16 protein-coding genes and 2 pseudogenes are annotated in these 15,292 nt (G+C 61.6%); 8 read left to right on the top strand and 10 right to left on the bottom strand.

The features are described from left to right. Positions 1-53 precede the first annotated feature (53 nt). Both dctP and A9K68_RS12910 read right to left on the bottom strand, forming a co-directional pair. Positions 54-1,040 (bottom strand): TRAP transporter substrate-binding protein DctP, encoded by a 987-nt coding sequence (gene dctP / locus A9K68_RS12915; RefSeq protein ID WP_065010892.1) that lies wholly within the window; start codon positions 1,038-1,040, stop codon positions 54-56. 48 nt (positions 1,041-1,088) lie between these two features. After that, positions 1,089-1,997, bottom strand: a complete 909-nt coding sequence (locus A9K68_RS12910) for a shikimate dehydrogenase (RefSeq protein ID WP_082982643.1) — start codon at positions 1,995-1,997, stop codon at positions 1,089-1,091. A gap of 177 nt (positions 1,998-2,174) precedes the next feature. On the opposite strand from A9K68_RS12910, the gene A9K68_RS12905 reads away from it, so the two are divergent. From A9K68_RS12905 to A9K68_RS12875, 8 genes are all read left to right on the top strand, one after another. Beyond that, positions 2,175-2,861 (top strand): TetR/AcrR family transcriptional regulator, encoded by a 687-nt coding sequence (locus A9K68_RS12905; RefSeq protein WP_065010891.1) that lies wholly within the window; start codon positions 2,175-2,177, stop codon positions 2,859-2,861. Positions 2,862-2,945: 84 nt separating this feature from the next. Further along, positions 2,946-4,838, top strand: a complete 1,893-nt coding sequence (locus A9K68_RS12900) for a sugar phosphate isomerase/epimerase and 4-hydroxyphenylpyruvate domain-containing protein (protein WP_065010954.1) — start codon at positions 2,946-2,948, stop codon at positions 4,836-4,838. A gap of 5 nt (positions 4,839-4,843) precedes the next feature. Then, on the top strand, positions 4,844-5,644 hold the full coding sequence (gene pcaD / locus A9K68_RS12895) for a 3-oxoadipate enol-lactonase (RefSeq protein WP_065010890.1): 801 nt from the start codon (positions 4,844-4,846) through the stop codon (positions 5,642-5,644). Further along, positions 5,641-6,045, top strand: coding sequence for a 4-carboxymuconolactone decarboxylase (gene pcaC, locus A9K68_RS12890; RefSeq protein ID WP_065010889.1), 405 nt, complete (start codon positions 5,641-5,643; stop codon positions 6,043-6,045). The genes pcaD and pcaC overlap by 4 nt, the downstream gene beginning before the upstream one ends. Beyond that, the gene (gene pcaH / locus A9K68_RS12885) at positions 6,042-6,800 is read left to right on the top strand and encodes a protocatechuate 3,4-dioxygenase subunit beta (RefSeq protein WP_065010888.1); all 759 of its coding nucleotides are present in this window, start codon (positions 6,042-6,044) and stop codon (positions 6,798-6,800) included. Before pcaC ends, pcaH begins: the two co-directional genes overlap by 4 nt. Continuing rightward, positions 6,800-7,387 carry a protocatechuate 3,4-dioxygenase subunit alpha gene (pcaG, locus tag A9K68_RS12880; RefSeq protein WP_065010887.1) on the top strand — a complete coding sequence of 196 codons (588 nt, stop codon included), beginning with the start codon at positions 6,800-6,802 and terminating at the stop codon, positions 7,385-7,387. The genes pcaH and pcaG overlap by 1 nt, the downstream gene beginning before the upstream one ends. Continuing rightward, positions 7,384-7,653, top strand: coding sequence for a hypothetical protein (locus A9K68_RS32470; protein WP_348640718.1), 270 nt, complete (start codon positions 7,384-7,386; stop codon positions 7,651-7,653). Before pcaG ends, A9K68_RS32470 begins: the two co-directional genes overlap by 4 nt. Further along, complete coding sequence (locus A9K68_RS12875; protein ID WP_348640717.1) at positions 7,640-8,437, top strand: 3-carboxy-cis,cis-muconate cycloisomerase; 798 nt, start codon at positions 7,640-7,642, stop codon at positions 8,435-8,437. Before A9K68_RS32470 ends, A9K68_RS12875 begins: the two co-directional genes overlap by 14 nt. Before the next feature lie 122 nt (positions 8,438-8,559). Here the strand turns inward: A9K68_RS12875 and A9K68_RS12870 are convergent, their stop codons facing one another. The 8 genes and pseudogenes from A9K68_RS12870 to A9K68_RS12835 all read right to left on the bottom strand — a co-directional run bounded on the left by A9K68_RS12870 (position 8,560) and on the right by A9K68_RS12835 (position 15,056). Next, positions 8,560-8,958 (bottom strand): hypothetical protein, encoded by a 399-nt coding sequence (locus tag A9K68_RS12870; protein ID WP_203546947.1) that lies wholly within the window; start codon positions 8,956-8,958, stop codon positions 8,560-8,562. 14 nt (positions 8,959-8,972) lie between these two features. Beyond that, positions 8,973-9,276 (bottom strand): annotated as a pseudogene (locus tag A9K68_RS12865) (alcohol dehydrogenase catalytic domain-containing protein); the annotation flags it as partial. Positions 9,277-9,299: 23 nt separating this feature from the next. Further along, positions 9,300-9,773: a cyclophilin-like fold protein gene (locus tag A9K68_RS12860; RefSeq protein ID WP_065010953.1), complete on the bottom strand. Its 474-nt coding sequence runs from the start codon at positions 9,771-9,773 to the stop codon at positions 9,300-9,302. Continuing rightward, positions 9,770-10,797 (bottom strand): annotated as a pseudogene (locus A9K68_RS12855) (MFS transporter). Before A9K68_RS12855 ends, A9K68_RS12860 begins: the two are co-directional and overlap by 4 nt. A 1,264-nt stretch (positions 10,798-12,061) precedes the next feature. Beyond that, the gene (locus A9K68_RS12850) at positions 12,062-12,601 is read right to left on the bottom strand and encodes a hypothetical protein (protein ID WP_065010885.1); all 540 of its coding nucleotides are present in this window, start codon (positions 12,599-12,601) and stop codon (positions 12,062-12,064) included. Positions 12,602-12,747: 146 nt separating this feature from the next. Further along, positions 12,748-13,155, bottom strand: a complete 408-nt coding sequence (rnk, locus tag A9K68_RS12845) for a nucleoside diphosphate kinase regulator (RefSeq protein ID WP_246811358.1) — start codon at positions 13,153-13,155, stop codon at positions 12,748-12,750. Between the two features lie 710 nt (positions 13,156-13,865). Continuing rightward, positions 13,866-14,210: a universal stress protein gene (locus tag A9K68_RS12840; protein ID WP_156768495.1), complete on the bottom strand. Its 345-nt coding sequence runs from the start codon at positions 14,208-14,210 to the stop codon at positions 13,866-13,868. A gap of 411 nt (positions 14,211-14,621) precedes the next feature. Further along, entirely contained in the window at positions 14,622-15,056 is a 435-nt protein-coding gene (locus tag A9K68_RS12835; protein WP_246811357.1) for a hypothetical protein, read from the bottom strand. Positions 15,057-15,292 lie beyond the last annotated feature (236 nt).

The raw sequence follows: 15,292 nt of genomic DNA, 5'->3' as shown, positions 1-15,292 counted from the left end.
TGGCCAGACGGGCCGGCCGGTCGCAAGCGGACCGGCCGGCGAGTTTTGTCGGGTCAAAGCGCGTTGATCTTGTCGACCATACCGGCCGGCCATTCCTTGGCCAGGTCGGAGGCAAAATATTGCTCCTGCACATGCTTGCGGAATGCTGCGACATCGGGCTCGTAGATCTTAAGGCCCTTGCCCTTGAATGTTTCGACGAGTTCCTTCTCGCGCGTCAGGTGTTTCTGTGTCGAGAAGTCGATCGCCTTGTCCGCCGCGGCCTGGACCTTTGCCTGCTTCTCGGCCCCCATCTCGTCCCACACCTTTTTCGAGATGCTGAGAAGGTCGAAACCGACAAGGTGCGAGGTGAGTACGATCTGCGACATGACCTCGTAGAACTTCATGTTCTCGACGTTGGGCAACGAGTTGTCCTGCCCGTCGATTGCGCCTGTCTGCAGGCCGGTATAGACCTCGGCGTATGCCATGGGCGTAGGGTTCGCGCCGAGCGCCTGGCCGAGGAATTGCCAGGCGTCGCCACCCGGCATACGCAGCTTGATGCCGGCCATGTCGGCGGGAGTCTTGATTTCCTTGTCCGGCTTCAGACCGACCTGGCGCAGGCCGAAATAGGTGGGGCCGAGCACCCTCACACCGAGCTGGTCCTCGGTCATCCTCTTCAGCTCCGCGCCGGCATCGCCGGCAAAGAAGGCCTTCAGGTGCGCGGCGTCACGGAACAGGTAGCCGGCGGTGACGATAGACCACGCCGGAATCTGCTTGGAGATGTCCTGCGGGGCAACGTTGCCCATCTCAAGGTTGCCGCGCTGGATGGCGACAAGTTCGGTGCCCTGCTTGAACAGGTTCCCGCCGTAATAACCCTCGAAGGCAAAGTCGTCCTTGATGGCGTCGGCGAACATTTTCATCATCTCGGCCCGGATGTCCTGTTCCGAGAACACGGCCGAGAAACGCAGCTTCGGTTTGTCCTGGGCGAAGGCGGGAACGGCGGTCCCGGCGGCGAGTGCGCCGGCGGCGACCATAAACAAGCGTCGGTTCATTTCAGCTTTCATGTCGATTTCCTCCCTATGGTCTTCATATGGTTATAGGCGTCACTGCCTTCATGCGGCGGCCTCGAAATGATCCGCCATGGCGCGGCGGTCGGCCTTGCGCCCGGTGAAGAGTTCGAACGCGCGGACGGCCTGATAGATCGCCATGCCGATGCCCGGCAGCGTTCTGCAGCCGATCGTACGGGCCGCGACCAACAACTCTGTTTCGGTCGGAAAGTAGATTATGTCGGCGACCCATTTTTCGGCTGTCAGAATTGCCGTGTCGAACGGTGTTCCGGGGTATTTCGCCATACCCACCGGGGTCGTGTTGACGATGCCGTTTGCCATGCGCACGGCTGCGGCCGGGTCCGGCCACGTCTCGACGCGACCGCCGAACAAGGCGCCCATGCGCGACGCAAGATCCGAGGCGCGTCTGGGTTGGCTGTCCAGGACGAACAGCCGGTCAACGCCCATTTCCATCAGCGCGTTTGCCACTGCGGCGCCCGCTCCGCCGGCGCCGAACATTGCGACGCAGCCCATCGATGCGCCTGACATCGCCTCGCGAAAACTCTCCGCGAAACCCCAGCTGTCGGTGTTGTGGCCTTCCTTGCATCCGCCAGCGAAGACGACCGTATTCACCGCGCCAATTGCGCGCGCTGCCGGCGACAGCGCATCCAGGACGGGCATAACAGCCTGTTTAAACGGATGAGTGACGTTGAGGCCGTGAAAGCCTGCAATTTCCGCCGCCGCGATCAAGTCGCCGATCGCCGCGTCGGGAAATCCGAGCCGGTCGAAATCGAGCAAAAGGTACGAATAGCCGATGCCGAGGCGCCGGGCTTCACGCTCGTGCATGCCGGGAGTGCGCGAGGACTGAATGCCGCGTCCGACGAGGCCAATCACGACCTTTTCGCTGTCGCCGCTGGCGGCGCCCTTGTGCTCGTCCGCAAGACGGCAAAGGAGGTCGACAAGGCTGTCGCCCATCTTCCGAATTTCCTCCCTGTGGCGGGCCGCCTCCCAGCCCAAATGCGGCAATTCCTGGATCGCCCTTGTGTTCACGCCAAACGCGCCGGTAAATGAGTCCGTCGCGATTTGCGAATGATGTACTAACTGGTTAGTTTAGTCAAATGCCGGCTGCGCCGGGGCGGGAACTCAAACTGCATGGCCGTTATCAAGAAAGAACGAAAGCCGAAGCCGGACGCGAGCACGACGCGTATCCAGGACCCTGAGGGCACGCGCCGCAACATCCTGGAGATCGCCTCCAAGGAGTTTGCCCTGAACGGCTTGTCGGGCGCGCGCATAGACGAGATTGCAGCGCGCACGCGCTTCAGCAAACGCATGATCTACTACTACTTCGGCGATAAGGAAGGTCTCTACCTGCGCGCGCTCGAGAACGCGTATCGCCAGGTGCGCGAGGGCGAGGCTCAACTTGATATCGAAGGTCTGCCCCCCGTGGCGGCACTGGCACGCCTGGTGGAGTTCACGTTCGACCACCATCACCGACACGAGGAATTCATCCGCATGGTGATGATCGAGAACATCCATCACGGCCATTACCTCGAACAATCGAATGCGATCCGCGAACTGAACGTGACTGCGATCGACCATATCTCTCGCATCTATTCACGCGGTGTCGAAGAGGGGGTCTTCCGGCCGGGACTCGACGCGGTCGAACTTCATTGGCAGGTAAGCGCGCTGTGCTTCTTCAACGTTTCCAATCGCACCACCTTTTCGATGATCTTCGGACGCGACTTCGGCGCACCGGCACAACTCGAGCGGCTCAAACGCAACAGCGTGGAGATGCTGTTGCGTTTTGTCGCGAAGGACGAAGCTCCCGCAGAACGCTGAGCGCGCCGAACTTGCGGTGCTGCCAGCGTTGCCTTAGTTATGTACGAACTGGTTCGTTCACAACAAACCAGGGAGGAGACGCGTTTGAAGACTTCGATCGCGACGGTGTCGATCGCCGGTGACCTGGCCGAGAAATTCGCGGCAATTTCCGCCGCGGGCTTCGACGGCGTTGAAATCTTCGAGAACGATTTCCTCGCCTTTGACGGCTCACCGCGCGACGTCGGCCGAATGGCTGGTGACACAGGTCTGACCATAACCCTCTTCCAGCCGTTCAGGGATTTTGAGGGTTTGCCGGAGCCCCAGCGCAACCGCGCCTTTGATCGTGCCGAGCGCAAGTTCGACGTCATGCAGGAACTCGGCACCGACCTGATGCTGGTATGCTCGTCGGTGTCGCCGGTCTCGCTTGGCGGGATCGACCGGGCGGCCATGGATTTTCACGAGCTTGGCGAGCGCGCCGCCAAGCGCGGTCTGCGCGTCGGCTACGAGGCATTGGCCTGGGGGCGTCACGTCAACGATCATCGCGATGCATGGGAAATCGTGCGCAGGACTGACCATCCGAACGTCGGGCTGGTTCTCGACTCCTTCCACACGCTGGCCCGCAGGATTGAACTCGGCTCCATCCGTTCGATACCCGCTGACAAGATCTTCATTGTCCAACTCGCCGACGCGCCGCTGATCGAAATGGACTTGCTCTATTGGAGCCGGCACCTCCGCAACATGCCAGGCGAAGGTGATCTGCCGGTGCGACAGTTCATGCAGGCGGTCGCGGCAACCGGTTATGACGGCTATCTGTCGCTCGAGATTTTCAACGACCAGTTCCGTGGCGGGTCGGCAAAGGCGATCTCCGTCGACGGACGGCGTTCGCTCGTATGGTTGATGGATCAGGTGCGGCGTGAAGAACCGGCGCTTGAGATGGCCATCCCGCCCATGCCCGACCGCATCGGGGTTGGAGGGGTCGAGTTCATCGAGTTCGCGGCCGATCGCCAGGACGCCGGACAGCTTGGATCGCTGTTGCGCATGCTCGGCTTTGTCGAGGCCGGTCGGCACGTCTCGAAGGAGGTCACGCTCTACCGCCAGGGCGAGATCAATATTGTCATCAATACCGAGCGGCAGGGCTTTGCCCATTCTTCCTTTGTTGTCCATGGCACGTCGGCATACGCGATGGGCCTCAAGGTCGAGGACGCCGCCGCCACGGTCGCGCGCGCCGAGGCGCTGGGCGCGGAAATCTTTCACCAGCGGGTCGGGCCCGGCGAGTTGTCGATCCCGGCGATCCGCGGCGTCGGCGGCGGACTGATCTACTTCCTCGATGCCAAGACCGACCTGGCGAAGGTCTGGGACATAGAGTTTACGCCGGTCACGTCGGCAAGTTCCGGCAATGGCGTCGGCCTCACCCGTATCGATCATGTCGGGCAGACCATGGCACAGGAAGAGATGCCGAGCTGGCTGCTGTTCTATGTCTCGATCTTTAGGACGACCAAGACCCCCATGGTCGACATCGTCGATCCGGCCGGCCTAGTGCGTAGCCAGGTGATCGAAGGTCTGGACAAACGCTTCCGCCTCACGCTGAACGGCGCCGAGAGTCACCGCACGCTGGCTGGCCATTTCATCGCAGAAACCTTTGGTTCCGGCGTCCAGCATCTGGCACTCGCGACGGATGACATCTTTGCGACGGCGGCGAAGCTGCAGGCCAACGGCTTCGAACCACTTCTGATATCGATGAACTACTACGACGACGTAGAAGCGCGCTTCGGTTTGGATCCGGAGGTCGCCGATCGGTTGCGCTCAGCCAATATCCTTTATGACCGCGACGACAACGGCGAATTTTTCCAGCTCTATGCACCGACATTCGGAGAGGGGTTCATTATCGAGTTCGTTGAACGGCGCGGCGCGTATGCAGGATATGGTGCGCCGAACGCATCATTCCGCATTGCCGCGCAAAAACGGCTGATGCGGCCCAAAGGAATGCCAAAGGTATGACGGGTATGAACTTTGCTCGCATTAATGGCGCGACGATCCATTACCAGCATCGTCCGGCAGCTGGCAGGCCGACGGTCGTCTTCGCGAACTCGCTCGGCACCGATATGCGCATCTGGAACGAGGTCGAGCGAAGGCTCGCCGACGACTGCACGTTCGTTGCGTTTGACAAGCGCGGACACGGCCTGAGCGAACTGGGTGGCGCGCCGCAAACAATTGAGACCCATGCGACGGACCTTGCAGGGCTGCTCGACCATCTTGGCGTAAAGCGCGCGGTGATCTGCGGGCTTTCGATCGGCGGCGTCATTGCGCAATGCCTTTACAAGACGCGATCGGATTTGATCGAGGGGTTGATCCTTTGCGATACGGCAGCGAAAATCGGTACGCCCGAGATGTGGAACGGGCGCATCAACGCGGCCCTGTCGGAGGGCATCGCGAGCTTTGCCGACGACGTGATGCGAAAATGGTTCACACCGGATTTCCATAAGAATCGCGGCGAGGAACTGGCGGGTTATAAAACGATGCTGACGCGCCAGGATCCGAACGGCTACGCCGCTGCCTGCGCGGCTATCCGCGACGCCGATTTCACCGCGACGACCGCCGCGATCAAAGTGCCGACACTCTGCATTGTCGGCGATCAGGACGGATCGACGCCGCCTGAACTGGTGGAATCGCTGGCCCGCTCAATCCCCGCCGCACGGTTCGAGGTCATCGCCGGTGCGGGCCACATCTCATGCGTCGAGCAGCCGGAAAGGCTCGCCGGGCTGATACGTGGCTTCCTGAACGACATGCGAAGAGAGCGCAAATGAGCAAGCCACAACACGGCGACCGATACGTCGAAGGGATGGCGACGCGCCGTTCGGTGCTGGGTGACGCCCATGTCGACCGCGCAGAGGCGGCCAAGACCGAATTCGACATTCCTTTCCAGGAACTGATCACGGAGGCTGCATGGAGCCACGTCTGGTCGCGGCCGAACATCACCAAGCGCGAGCGCTCTATGATCACCATCGCGCTGCTCGCCGCTCTGAAGCAGGATGAAGAGGTTGCGATGCATATCCGCGCCAGCGTCAATACCGGGGCGACGCTCGACGACATACGCGAGGCGCTGCTGCATGTGGCAATCTATGCCGGCGTACCGGCGGCAAATCATGCGATGAAGATCGCCAGGAAGACGTTCGACGAAATGGACGCTCACGCCGGCAAACGATGACCAACTCGCGCTTTCCCGCCAACCGGACGCCGGAAATCGGCGCCTTCTTTCAGCGCGACCGCAACTGGCATCCGCCGGCCTTCACGCCAGCCTACAAGACTTCCGTGCTGCGCTCGCCGCAACGGCCGCTTCTCTCCCTCGACAACACCCTGTCGGAGCTTACGGGGCCGGTCTTCGGCCACAATATTCTCGGTGAACTGGACAATGACCTCATACACAATCTTGCCGGGCCGGGCGAAAGCGCGATCGGGCCGCGCATCCTCGTCTATGGCCGCCTACTCGACGAGCGCGGCATCGGCGTCGCCGGTGCGCTGCTGGAGGTATGGCAGGCCAACGCCGGCGGACGCTATCGACACAAGAAGGAGACTTATCTCGCGCCACTCGATCCGAACTTCGGCGGCTGCGGCCGCACCATCACCGGCGAGGATGGCTCCTATTGTTTCCGCACGATCCAGCCGGGGCCATATCCCTGGCCCAACGGACCCAACGACTGGCGTCCAGCTCACATCCATTTCTCGATCTTCGGGCACGGCTTCGCGCAGCGCTTGATCACCCAGATGTATTTCGAGGGCGACCCGATGATCTGGAGGTGCCCGATCGTGCGGACCATCAACGAGCGCCGCGCTATTGAAGGCCTCACCGCCACGCTCGACATGGAGGCAACGATACCGATGGATGCGCGGGCATACAAATTCGACATTGTACTGCGCGGCCGCCGCTCGACGCTGTTCGAGAATCGTATGGAGGGCAATTGATGGTCCAGGCTCTCAGTCGGCTGAAGGAAAGCGCCTCGCAGACCGCTGGACCCTACGTCCATATAGGGCTGACGCCCAACTTTGCCGGTATCTCGGGCGTCTATGAACGCGACCTTGGCACCGCGATGGTCAATAACAAGACCAGGGGCGAACGCATCAGGGTCAACATCCGGGTGATCGACGGCGCCGGCTCGCCGCTGAAGGACGCGCTTGTGGAGATCTGGCAGGCGGACGCCGCCGGCATCTACAATTCGCCCTCGGATCTGCGCGGCTCCGCCGACCCGAATTTTACCGGCTGGGGCCGGCTGCCCACCGACATGACGACGGGCGAATGCATGTTCGAAACCATCAAACCCGGTCGCGTGCCGCATTTGACGGTCTGGATCGTCGCGCGTGGAATCAACATTGGCCTTCACACCCGCATGTATTTTAGCGACGAGGAAACGGCCAACGCCGAGGATCCCGTCCTGATGCGCATTGAGCAAAGAGAGCGCGTGTCAACGCTGGTCGCGCCGCGCGATGGCGACATCTATAAGTTCGACATTCATCTCCAGGGCATCAACGAGACGGTCTTCTTCGACATATGATCGCAGCATTCGACAATCCCCTCCTGTCCGGGCTTCTCGGCGATGAGAAGATGGCGACGCTGCTCGGCGTCGAGGCCGAACTTGCGACGATGCTGCAAGTCGAGAAAGCGCTCGCCGACGCAGAAGGTGCACTCGGCATCGTCCCGGCGGCTGCAGCAAGCGCAATCGGCCGCGTCCTCGACAATTTTCGACCGGAAATCCAGGCCCTGAGGGACGCAACGGTGCACCGACGGCGTCATGGTGCCGGAGCTCGTGCGGCAGATTAGGCATGCTGTGGGAGAGCCGCATTCGGAGCATGTGCATTTCGGTGCGACCAGCCAGGACGTGATCGACACGGCCATGATCCTGAGAATTCGCGCCTGTATCGACCTATTGGAAGAACGGCTTTCGGCTCTGGTGGTCGCCTTCGCCGATCTCGGCCATCGGTTTGGCGATCGCCCGCTGATGGCCCGAACCCGAATGCAGGCAGCGATTCCGATTTCTGTAGCCGACCGCGTCACAAGCTGGCGCGAACCGCTCGTGCGCCACCACGAGCGGCTTCAATCGGTGCAAGGATCGATTCTCGTCATCCAGTTCGGCGGCGCCGTCGGGACACTCGAGAAGTTCGCAGACAAAGGCGCCGCCATCCGTGCCGCGCTGGCCCGGCGGCTAAGCCTCGGCGACGCGCCGCAATGGCACAGCCAGCGCGACCGCATCGCTGAGCTGGCCAACTGGCTGTCGCTTGTGACGGGCGGCCTCGGCAAGTTCGGGCAGGACATTGCGCTGATGGCGCAGGCAGGCGGCGAGCTGCAACGGGCGGGCGGCGGTTCATCGTCCGCCATGGCGCACAAGCGCAATCCCATCGACGCTGAGATGCTGGTGACGCTTGCCCGCTACAACGCAGTCCAATTGTCGGGAATGCATCATGCGCTGATCCATGAGCAAGAGCGCTCTGGTGCAGCCTGGACGCTGGAATGGTTGATCTTGCCGCAGATGCTCATGGCGGCTGGAGCATCGACCTGTGTCGCGGACAGGCTGGTCCGAACCATAGCGGCAATCGGAACAACCTAAAGCGCGTCGCATGAGGCCGGTCAAACGCGACGCGCTTTAGGCGGCTCACGCCGTGGATTCTGCGATTTAGCCGTCTCCGCTACCACTTGGTCAGTAAGATCAAGCGGTCACGTGAGCTGCCATCAGTCCCACTGAGCGCTCTCGCAGGCATCGAGAGGGTTGGAAATGGCCGTGCCCTGGTTTGCCGACAATTGTGCGGCCATACCCATGGCGACAGCTTTCCAGCCATCATCCAACGTCACCTCTACCGGCCCTTCGCCTCGTAGGGCGGCGCAGAACCGCTGATGCTGATCGAAAGTCGAGCCGTTGTGATCGCCGGCCGTCAACAATTGTGGGTCGACCGGGATCTCGACGGTATACGGTCCCTGCGGAAAGCGCGGGCTGACGATCAACTGCGGCGTCTGCGCCGCGCCGAGATGAGCTGGCCAGAAGCGGCCGGGACCCGGCACCAGGCATTCGACTTTACCTCGCGCACCGACGGCGCTGATCTCCTCCTGATAGCGGCTGCCCTCTGCATACATGCATAGTTCGCACGGGATGACTGAAAGCCAAAGCGGCAATGCGAGCAGGTATTGTCGGAAATACAGAAGGAGCCGAAGACGAACTGGCCGGGGCGGACCGTGCGGACCTCGCTGCCGACCTCGAGGACGATGCCACAATATTCGTGACCCATATGCATCGGGCGGTCCACCGGCTGCAGCCCGCGATAGGGCCACAGATCAGACCCGCAGATGCAACTGGCTGACAGCTTGATGATGGCATCGGTCGGCTGCTGTATCTTGGGACTGCAATCTCCTCGCAGCGCATATCGCCTGGCTATGTAGGATGGTCACGAGCATGGAGTGCTCCTTCTTGCGTTGCGTCAGGAAATGGCCTCGACGCGCAGTGGGAATTCGCCGCGCACGTGCAGAGCCTCGTAGCCCTCGTCGAAACGGCCGAGCCTGATCAGACCGGGATGGCGGTAGTCGGCGTAGAACATCGCCAGGTTGCCCCAGGGAATGAAGTAGCAAAGGTCGTAGGGCCTTTCATTGCCAAAGGGGCCACTGCCTTCCTCGGTGAGCTTGCGCGGAAGGTGGGCGATTTTTTCGTTGTTGCTGAAATCCTCGATCGTAAGCTCGAGCGGCAGCATAGAGAAAAAATCACCCGCCGACGGGTTGTCGTAAAGCGTGGCGGTCATGGTCCGCCCGTCGAACGTCATGCTGATCCGCATGTCGGTAAGCTCCTGACTGGCCGGATCCCTGCCCTGCTGGCCGTAGGCGAGACGCGGCAGGACCGCCGTTGCGAGCACGGCGCCGAGCAGCGTCCGGCGGGTGAGGACTGAGTGCTTGATCGTCATGGCAGAGACCTCCGAGCTGCGCGCCACGCGGCGACGGCCAAGAGCGACGATCCGCAGAGAAGTGCCGCCGAAGCGAACGCGCTTCACCAGCCGATCGCATCGAAGTGAATGCCACTGATCGCGGCGCCGCCCGTAATCGCAAGCTGGATGACGGCAACCTGCAGCCCGCCGCCGGCCTCCGCCTCATCATGCAGAGTGCGGCTCAGCCACCTGCCCCAACCGACCGCCGCGGCGGTGGCGAAAAACCCCAAGCGACGAGCAGCAGCGACATAGCAACCGGCATTGCTCCGAGCGCGATAAGCCCGACAGCGAGAACAGCCATCACCATCGGGATCGGGATCACGATCAGGATGCTGAACAGTCGGGTTCGCAGGAGCCGCCCGATCCACCAGGCTCCCGCGACACCCGCCAGTCCTATCACAAGCAGCATGGCCGAGAGTGCGGAAATGCCGAGTCCGAATGACGCGCTCGAGAAACGCGCGCAAGTAGGTGAAGAGCGCGAATTGCCCCATGAAGAGCACCAGGATGGAAGCCATGCCGAGCGCGACGGGCGGCGGCCAAACATCGCCAGCACGTTGCCGGACGCCCGTCTTCCCCGTGTAGGAAGCGGCGGCAGACTGATCCATTGCCAGACCAGCGCCAGCATGCCGAGCGGCACGACGAGGCGCCGCGCCATCCGACATAAGCGCCTAGCAAGCTGCCAAGAGGCGCTGCGACGGTCGCCGCGATCGCGTTGCCAGCGTTCAGCATGGCAAGCCCCTTCGGGACAAGGTCTTCCGACAGCAGGCGCATGACGATCGAGGTCGACATCGACCAAAATCCGCCGATCGCGACGCCGAGCAGCGCCCGACTAACCATCAGAAGCGCGTAAATTCGGGGCGAAGGTGACGGAGAGCCCGGAGACGATGAGCAGCACGGTGAAGCCAGTCACGACGATCAGGACCGCAACGCAAAGCGCCATCGAGAGCACCGCACCCCATGCGCCGCGGGCATCGGCAAGCCGGGTGTCGTAGGTGGCTTCCATGGCGAGCATCCTGACAAGGCGGCAGGCGGTCATTCGTGCCGTCAGTCCACCGCGATGCCCGGGAAATAACGTCCCTACGCTCATCATATTAGACAGCCCAATCCACTTGGACTTATCGATCCTGGGCATAAATGAGGTCCGAAGCCGTGCCTGCCCGCGCCTGCCGAGGCTCCGGCCGTGGCCAAGAAAGCTTAATTGCCCCGCGCCTCCATGGCCCGTTTGAATTTCGAGCTCACCGAACGGAACATTGGGCCGGACGCGATCGCATTAATGCCAAGCCGACTTAGAGCGAGGCCCGCGGAGTGTCCGAGAGGGTCAGACATTCGGGTTTCGCAGGGACGCGTCGCACCGAAATGCCCGTTGCACCAAGCCACGCGAACTCTCGCGCTGTCCACACGGCCGTACCACCCGCTTGCAATGGAACTTCCGATTTCTCGAAGATTCCAAATGGGTTCGAATCCAAAAGATGGGCTCAAATAGCGCCAGAAAATCTAACAAATCGTATAGTTAAAATAGTAATGGGCCCGGGGGACGCATTCAAACATTTGATTTTATTATCTTTTTCGTGTGCCATATCGAAGAACCTTCCCGCATCGTTCCTTATCGTCCCGCAGCAACCAAAGCCCACATGTTGCCCGCGTAGCCGGCCCGCTGATGCAAATTGATGGCTCTGTAAGGCGCGAGTGAGGGTACGATTCGCCATCGCCATCCGCCAGCTCTCCTGGGTTTGATTGCGGTTGCGGCGACGACGAACCCGCGACGCCACGAGCGATCCGGTAAGTGCGTACGCCTTCAAACAGGAAACCATTGGTTCACAGGATGGCAGGCTTGTCTCTCGGCCTCATGTGAAAGTGGGAACCAAAGCTGATCCCGAGAGGCGTGGCCACTGATATCTCAGCGGGAGGCCACATTCTGTCATCCGGATGGATCAGGAGCCCGCGTCCTGCCTTGTAGGAGCCTACCGTCCTGTAAGTGACGAAGCGGTCGAGCGAAACTGTGTCTGCCGAGATTGCCTCAGGATCGCGCAATTCCGCACGCTGGAGTTCTGCAGGATCGGTGCTGCCAGAGGGTGGGACTGTTCCAGGAAGGACTGGGCAATCGCCTGCAGACGGTCGCCTGCAGATATGACGACAGGGGGCAAGTCCGGATATGAGAGCATTCCAGCCTCAAACTGACAAGTATCCATTCCTCCCGATGCAGTCCTTTTGGATGCCGGCATTCGCTTTCAAAAGGACCGGCCTCCACCCTCGCTCGTGCACCGGCCTCATGCAGCCGAGGGTCCCGGGCCGTCGAAATCGTCTGACCCGGCGGGCACGAGGCGCGGCTCGTTGTAGAGCGCGCCGCGAACCAGCTTCAGCGATGGCTTGCGCTGCGCGGGAGCGGAAGAGCTCGACAAGGCTTCCCTCTCGCGCCGTGCGGCTTCCGGCTGATAGTGCACCTTCTCCAGCACGACACGCTCTTCCCGCCCTTCGAGGTCTGTCAGGAAGAAGTCCTCGCCCTCGGCAAGTCCAAGGAGGGCCAGCCCCCTCGGCGTGGTGATCGGCAGGAACAGGCCGCCTGACCCGTTCATCCGGTCGTGCGAGAGAATACGCGTATCGGGTTCGCGCCCGTCAACCCTGAACGCAACGCGGCTGCTGAGCGTCGCGACGTTGACGCGAACGTCATCGCGGAAAACCACCAGGGCGCTCTCGATCTTTCTCTTCAGGATCGGCGCCAGCGGATCGTCCCGGCCGAGGCAGCGTTCGCGCATGACCTCGAGGATGGTCAAATCCTTGGTGGTGAGAATACAGGTTTCTGTTGGCATCGCAGTTCTCCATCGCTCCGCCCCGGGAGCGGTTGCATTTAAACGAAATGGAGAATCCCCTGGCCGCGCACGGCGGCACAGGGGCTACGACCCTGCGATGAGACAGCCTCCGAAGAGCGAAAGGCGGCAAGGGGCCAGGACTTGTATCACGGCGCCGTCCTCAGTTCGGCGGGCGCAACAGGACTTGCGATTGTACCCGGTGCCTCCACCGTCTCGACTGTCAGACGGTGGATCCGGCCATCACGCGCAGTCCAGTCGATCGACTGTCCCGCGGAAAGGCCGATAAGCGCCGCGCCGATCGGTGTGAGGATCGAGATCTTGCCCGCGGCGATGTCGGCCTCGCCCGGAAATACCAGTGTCGCGCGCCGGTCTTCTCCCAGGTCGCTGGTGAAGCGAAGGGTGGATCCCATGCGAACGACATCGGCCGGGATGCGTGCGTCTTCGACCACGCGCGCGCGTTCCAACTCTGCCATGAGTACGTCCGCGACATCGGGGGCCCTCATCGCATAGGATTCCGCCAGCAGCCACAGCCGCTCGCGGTCGGAGCGCGTCATTGTAATCGCGGGCTTGCGCTGTCTCTTACTCTCGGGACCCATCTAGGCCTCCTACTGGTTTCATGCTGCTGCCGGGCACGGCGTGCCCGCAGCCTTGATCGTTGTCTTGGATTATGTCGCTCTGCGGCTAATCCCTGCGTCAGGGAAAGTGGCCTATGCCCCGCGACCAGGGCGCGACGCGACCTGGCCGGGGGTCAGGTGCCCGCGATGGGGCACACCCGCGTAAGGAGAAAAGTAAGGCGGTCGGTCAACATGTTATGAACGTGGGATGGCAATGACGAAAAGTCAAGCTCGGCCCCAAGCTGGACTATGTCGACGCCCGCTCTCTTATTGTGATGGTCTCGCCACACGCAGGTTGCGGTCCAAGCAATGTAAGCAGCCAACATGGCTGCCCTCCCCGCGAGCTGACGCCAGCCGACATCGAATTTTGCCAAGCGAGCAATCCGCTCGCTGGACCCCAGGCCCGCAGCCGTCACAAAACTTCCATGCGACTAGCTCCGTCTATTGGTTGGCACCGTCCGTCGACCGGCGGCCAGTTTGCGTGCATCGGCCGCGGAGGTTCAGGCGTTAACGCCTTCGGGGGACCGTCCGCAGTACCGAGATGCCAGGGCGAGAAGCTGAAGCGTCGCGACGCAGTCGAGTGTCAACGCGCACGGCTCGGCACGACGAGTACATCGCAGGGTACATCATTCAGAATGCGCGAGGCTGCGCTACCCAAGGGCATGCATCAAGCCGCTTCGTCCGTGCGTGCCTGCGATGACGAGATCGGTATCGGCTTCATTCGTCAGTACCTCGAGTCCGGTCACCGGGTCCCCATGCCGGACAATGACCTCAATCATAGATACAGCATCCGCGCCTGCCACGCCCCTGGATGAAAGCCCGGCACTTCTCGACCGCGCTTTCCTCGACTGGGTGTCGTAAAGCTGGTTTGTCGTCCACCAGACCGCGATACGGCGGGTCGGGCGCGTGAAACAGCTCAAGACGGCCGAAACCCAAACCATCGCAACCCCCACCATCAACGCCGGCTTCGGCGAGTCCGACAGGTCGGTCGCCACGGCTGCTCGACCCTCCGTCTCCAGCACCCTCTTCTTCACGACCAGGAGTGGTACCGGCGACGTCCGCGCAAGAGCGTTGACTGTGCTGCCGATCAGTACATGAGCCAAGGGCCGGTCCCGGCTATTCCGGTCTTCGGGCTTTGGCCCTTTTGATTAGATCAGCGCTCACACGACCCGCAATCCTATCATCCTTACCAAGGCGAAGGCCGGATGGCTGTCGATCCGTTCAACAAAACGCGATTTTAGACAACATAGCAGCCGATGGGTTATTTCAACCAGTGGATGGCGGCTTAACGGCATTCTGTCCGAGCACGCACGCCTTAGCGGCACAAATCGAACTGCCTTGAGATGAGTACACATTGTTGATTACAGCCTCCATCGCGCACTCGTGCAGATTCGGGCTGGCGCCTCCTAACAGCCTTCCGCCTTCAGCGAGCGTACCATGCGGACTACAATCGGATCGTAGGGGATCTTCTCGTTGCGGCTATAACTGATGGTGAACAGGGCGGCGCGGTCCCGGCAGACTCTGATGGCCCGCACATACCGGATTTGGCCGTCTTTAACACCGGAGTAGCTGGCCCATTCCGGCGTCACCCGACGATAGGTCAATTGCCAGCCGTTCTGCTCGTCCTCGACCATGCGATGCTCGATCTCGGTCCGAAAACTCGCCTTACCGAGCCGCGCGCCCCAGACAGTAAGAAACGCGTCGTTTTTGCCCTCAAACGCTGCTCCCTCATCCGAACGCTGCGTCAGCACAAACCCGGGTGGAACATCGAACGCGAAGCCGAAGTGCCTGAAGCCAATGGGCAGCCATGTCTGAGCATGGAGCAACGCGGTGGGGATCATGATGAAGGTTAGGATGAGCGGGAAGCGTGTGACTTGTCTCATTAGCGTGGCCTCGATTATGGCCGGTAGCCCGCGCCAATCTTCAGGCGCCGGCCGGCCGGCCTCTGGCGGAGAGCCAGCCATCCGCGGCTACTTGCCGGTGGCCGGCGGACTAACTTTCAAACCGGATTGACCGATCTTCGTTCCATGACGATCTTGGAATATTAGCTGTATCTTCAGCAGTTGATTCGCAACTC

It is taken from the genome of Mesorhizobium sp. AA22 (genome assembly GCF_001672375.2).
Classification (GTDB): Bacteria; Pseudomonadota; Alphaproteobacteria; order Rhizobiales; family Rhizobiaceae; genus Mesorhizobium; species Mesorhizobium wenxiniae.
This window is presented reverse-complemented; position numbering and strand designations above follow the sequence as displayed.

Excerpts from the sequence above, each read along its gene's own strand:
- A9K68_RS12835 (WP_246811357.1), bottom strand. The coding sequence starts at position 15,056 with ATGATCCCCACCGCGTTGCTCCATGCTCAGACATGGCTGCCCATTGGC.
- A9K68_RS12905 (WP_065010891.1), top strand. The coding sequence starts at position 2,175 with ATGGCCGTTATCAAGAAAGAACGAAAGCCGAAGCCGGACGCGAGCACG.
- pcaG (WP_065010887.1), top strand. The coding sequence starts at position 6,800 with ATGGTCCAGGCTCTCAGTCGGCTGAAGGAAAGCGCCTCGCAGACCGCT.
- pcaD (WP_065010890.1), top strand. The coding sequence starts at position 4,844 with ATGAACTTTGCTCGCATTAATGGCGCGACGATCCATTACCAGCATCGT.
- A9K68_RS12870 (WP_203546947.1), bottom strand. The coding sequence starts at position 8,958 with ATGTATGCAGAGGGCAGCCGCTATCAGGAGGAGATCAGCGCCGTCGGT.
- A9K68_RS12850 (WP_065010885.1), bottom strand. The coding sequence starts at position 12,601 with ATGCCAACAGAAACCTGTATTCTCACCACCAAGGATTTGACCATCCTC.
- dctP (WP_065010892.1), bottom strand. The coding sequence starts at position 1,040 with ATGAAAGCTGAAATGAACCGACGCTTGTTTATGGTCGCCGCCGGCGCA.
- pcaC (WP_065010889.1), top strand. The coding sequence starts at position 5,641 with ATGAGCAAGCCACAACACGGCGACCGATACGTCGAAGGGATGGCGACG.
- rnk (WP_246811358.1), bottom strand. The coding sequence starts at position 13,155 with ATGACGCGCTCCGACCGCGAGCGGCTGTGGCTGCTGGCGGAATCCTAT.
- A9K68_RS32470 (WP_348640718.1), top strand. The coding sequence starts at position 7,384 with ATGATCGCAGCATTCGACAATCCCCTCCTGTCCGGGCTTCTCGGCGAT.
- A9K68_RS12910 (WP_082982643.1), bottom strand. The coding sequence starts at position 1,997 with ATGGGCGACAGCCTTGTCGACCTCCTTTGCCGTCTTGCGGACGAGCAC.
- A9K68_RS12860 (WP_065010953.1), bottom strand. The coding sequence starts at position 9,773 with ATGACGATCAAGCACTCAGTCCTCACCCGCCGGACGCTGCTCGGCGCC.
- pcaH (WP_065010888.1), top strand. The coding sequence starts at position 6,042 with ATGACCAACTCGCGCTTTCCCGCCAACCGGACGCCGGAAATCGGCGCC.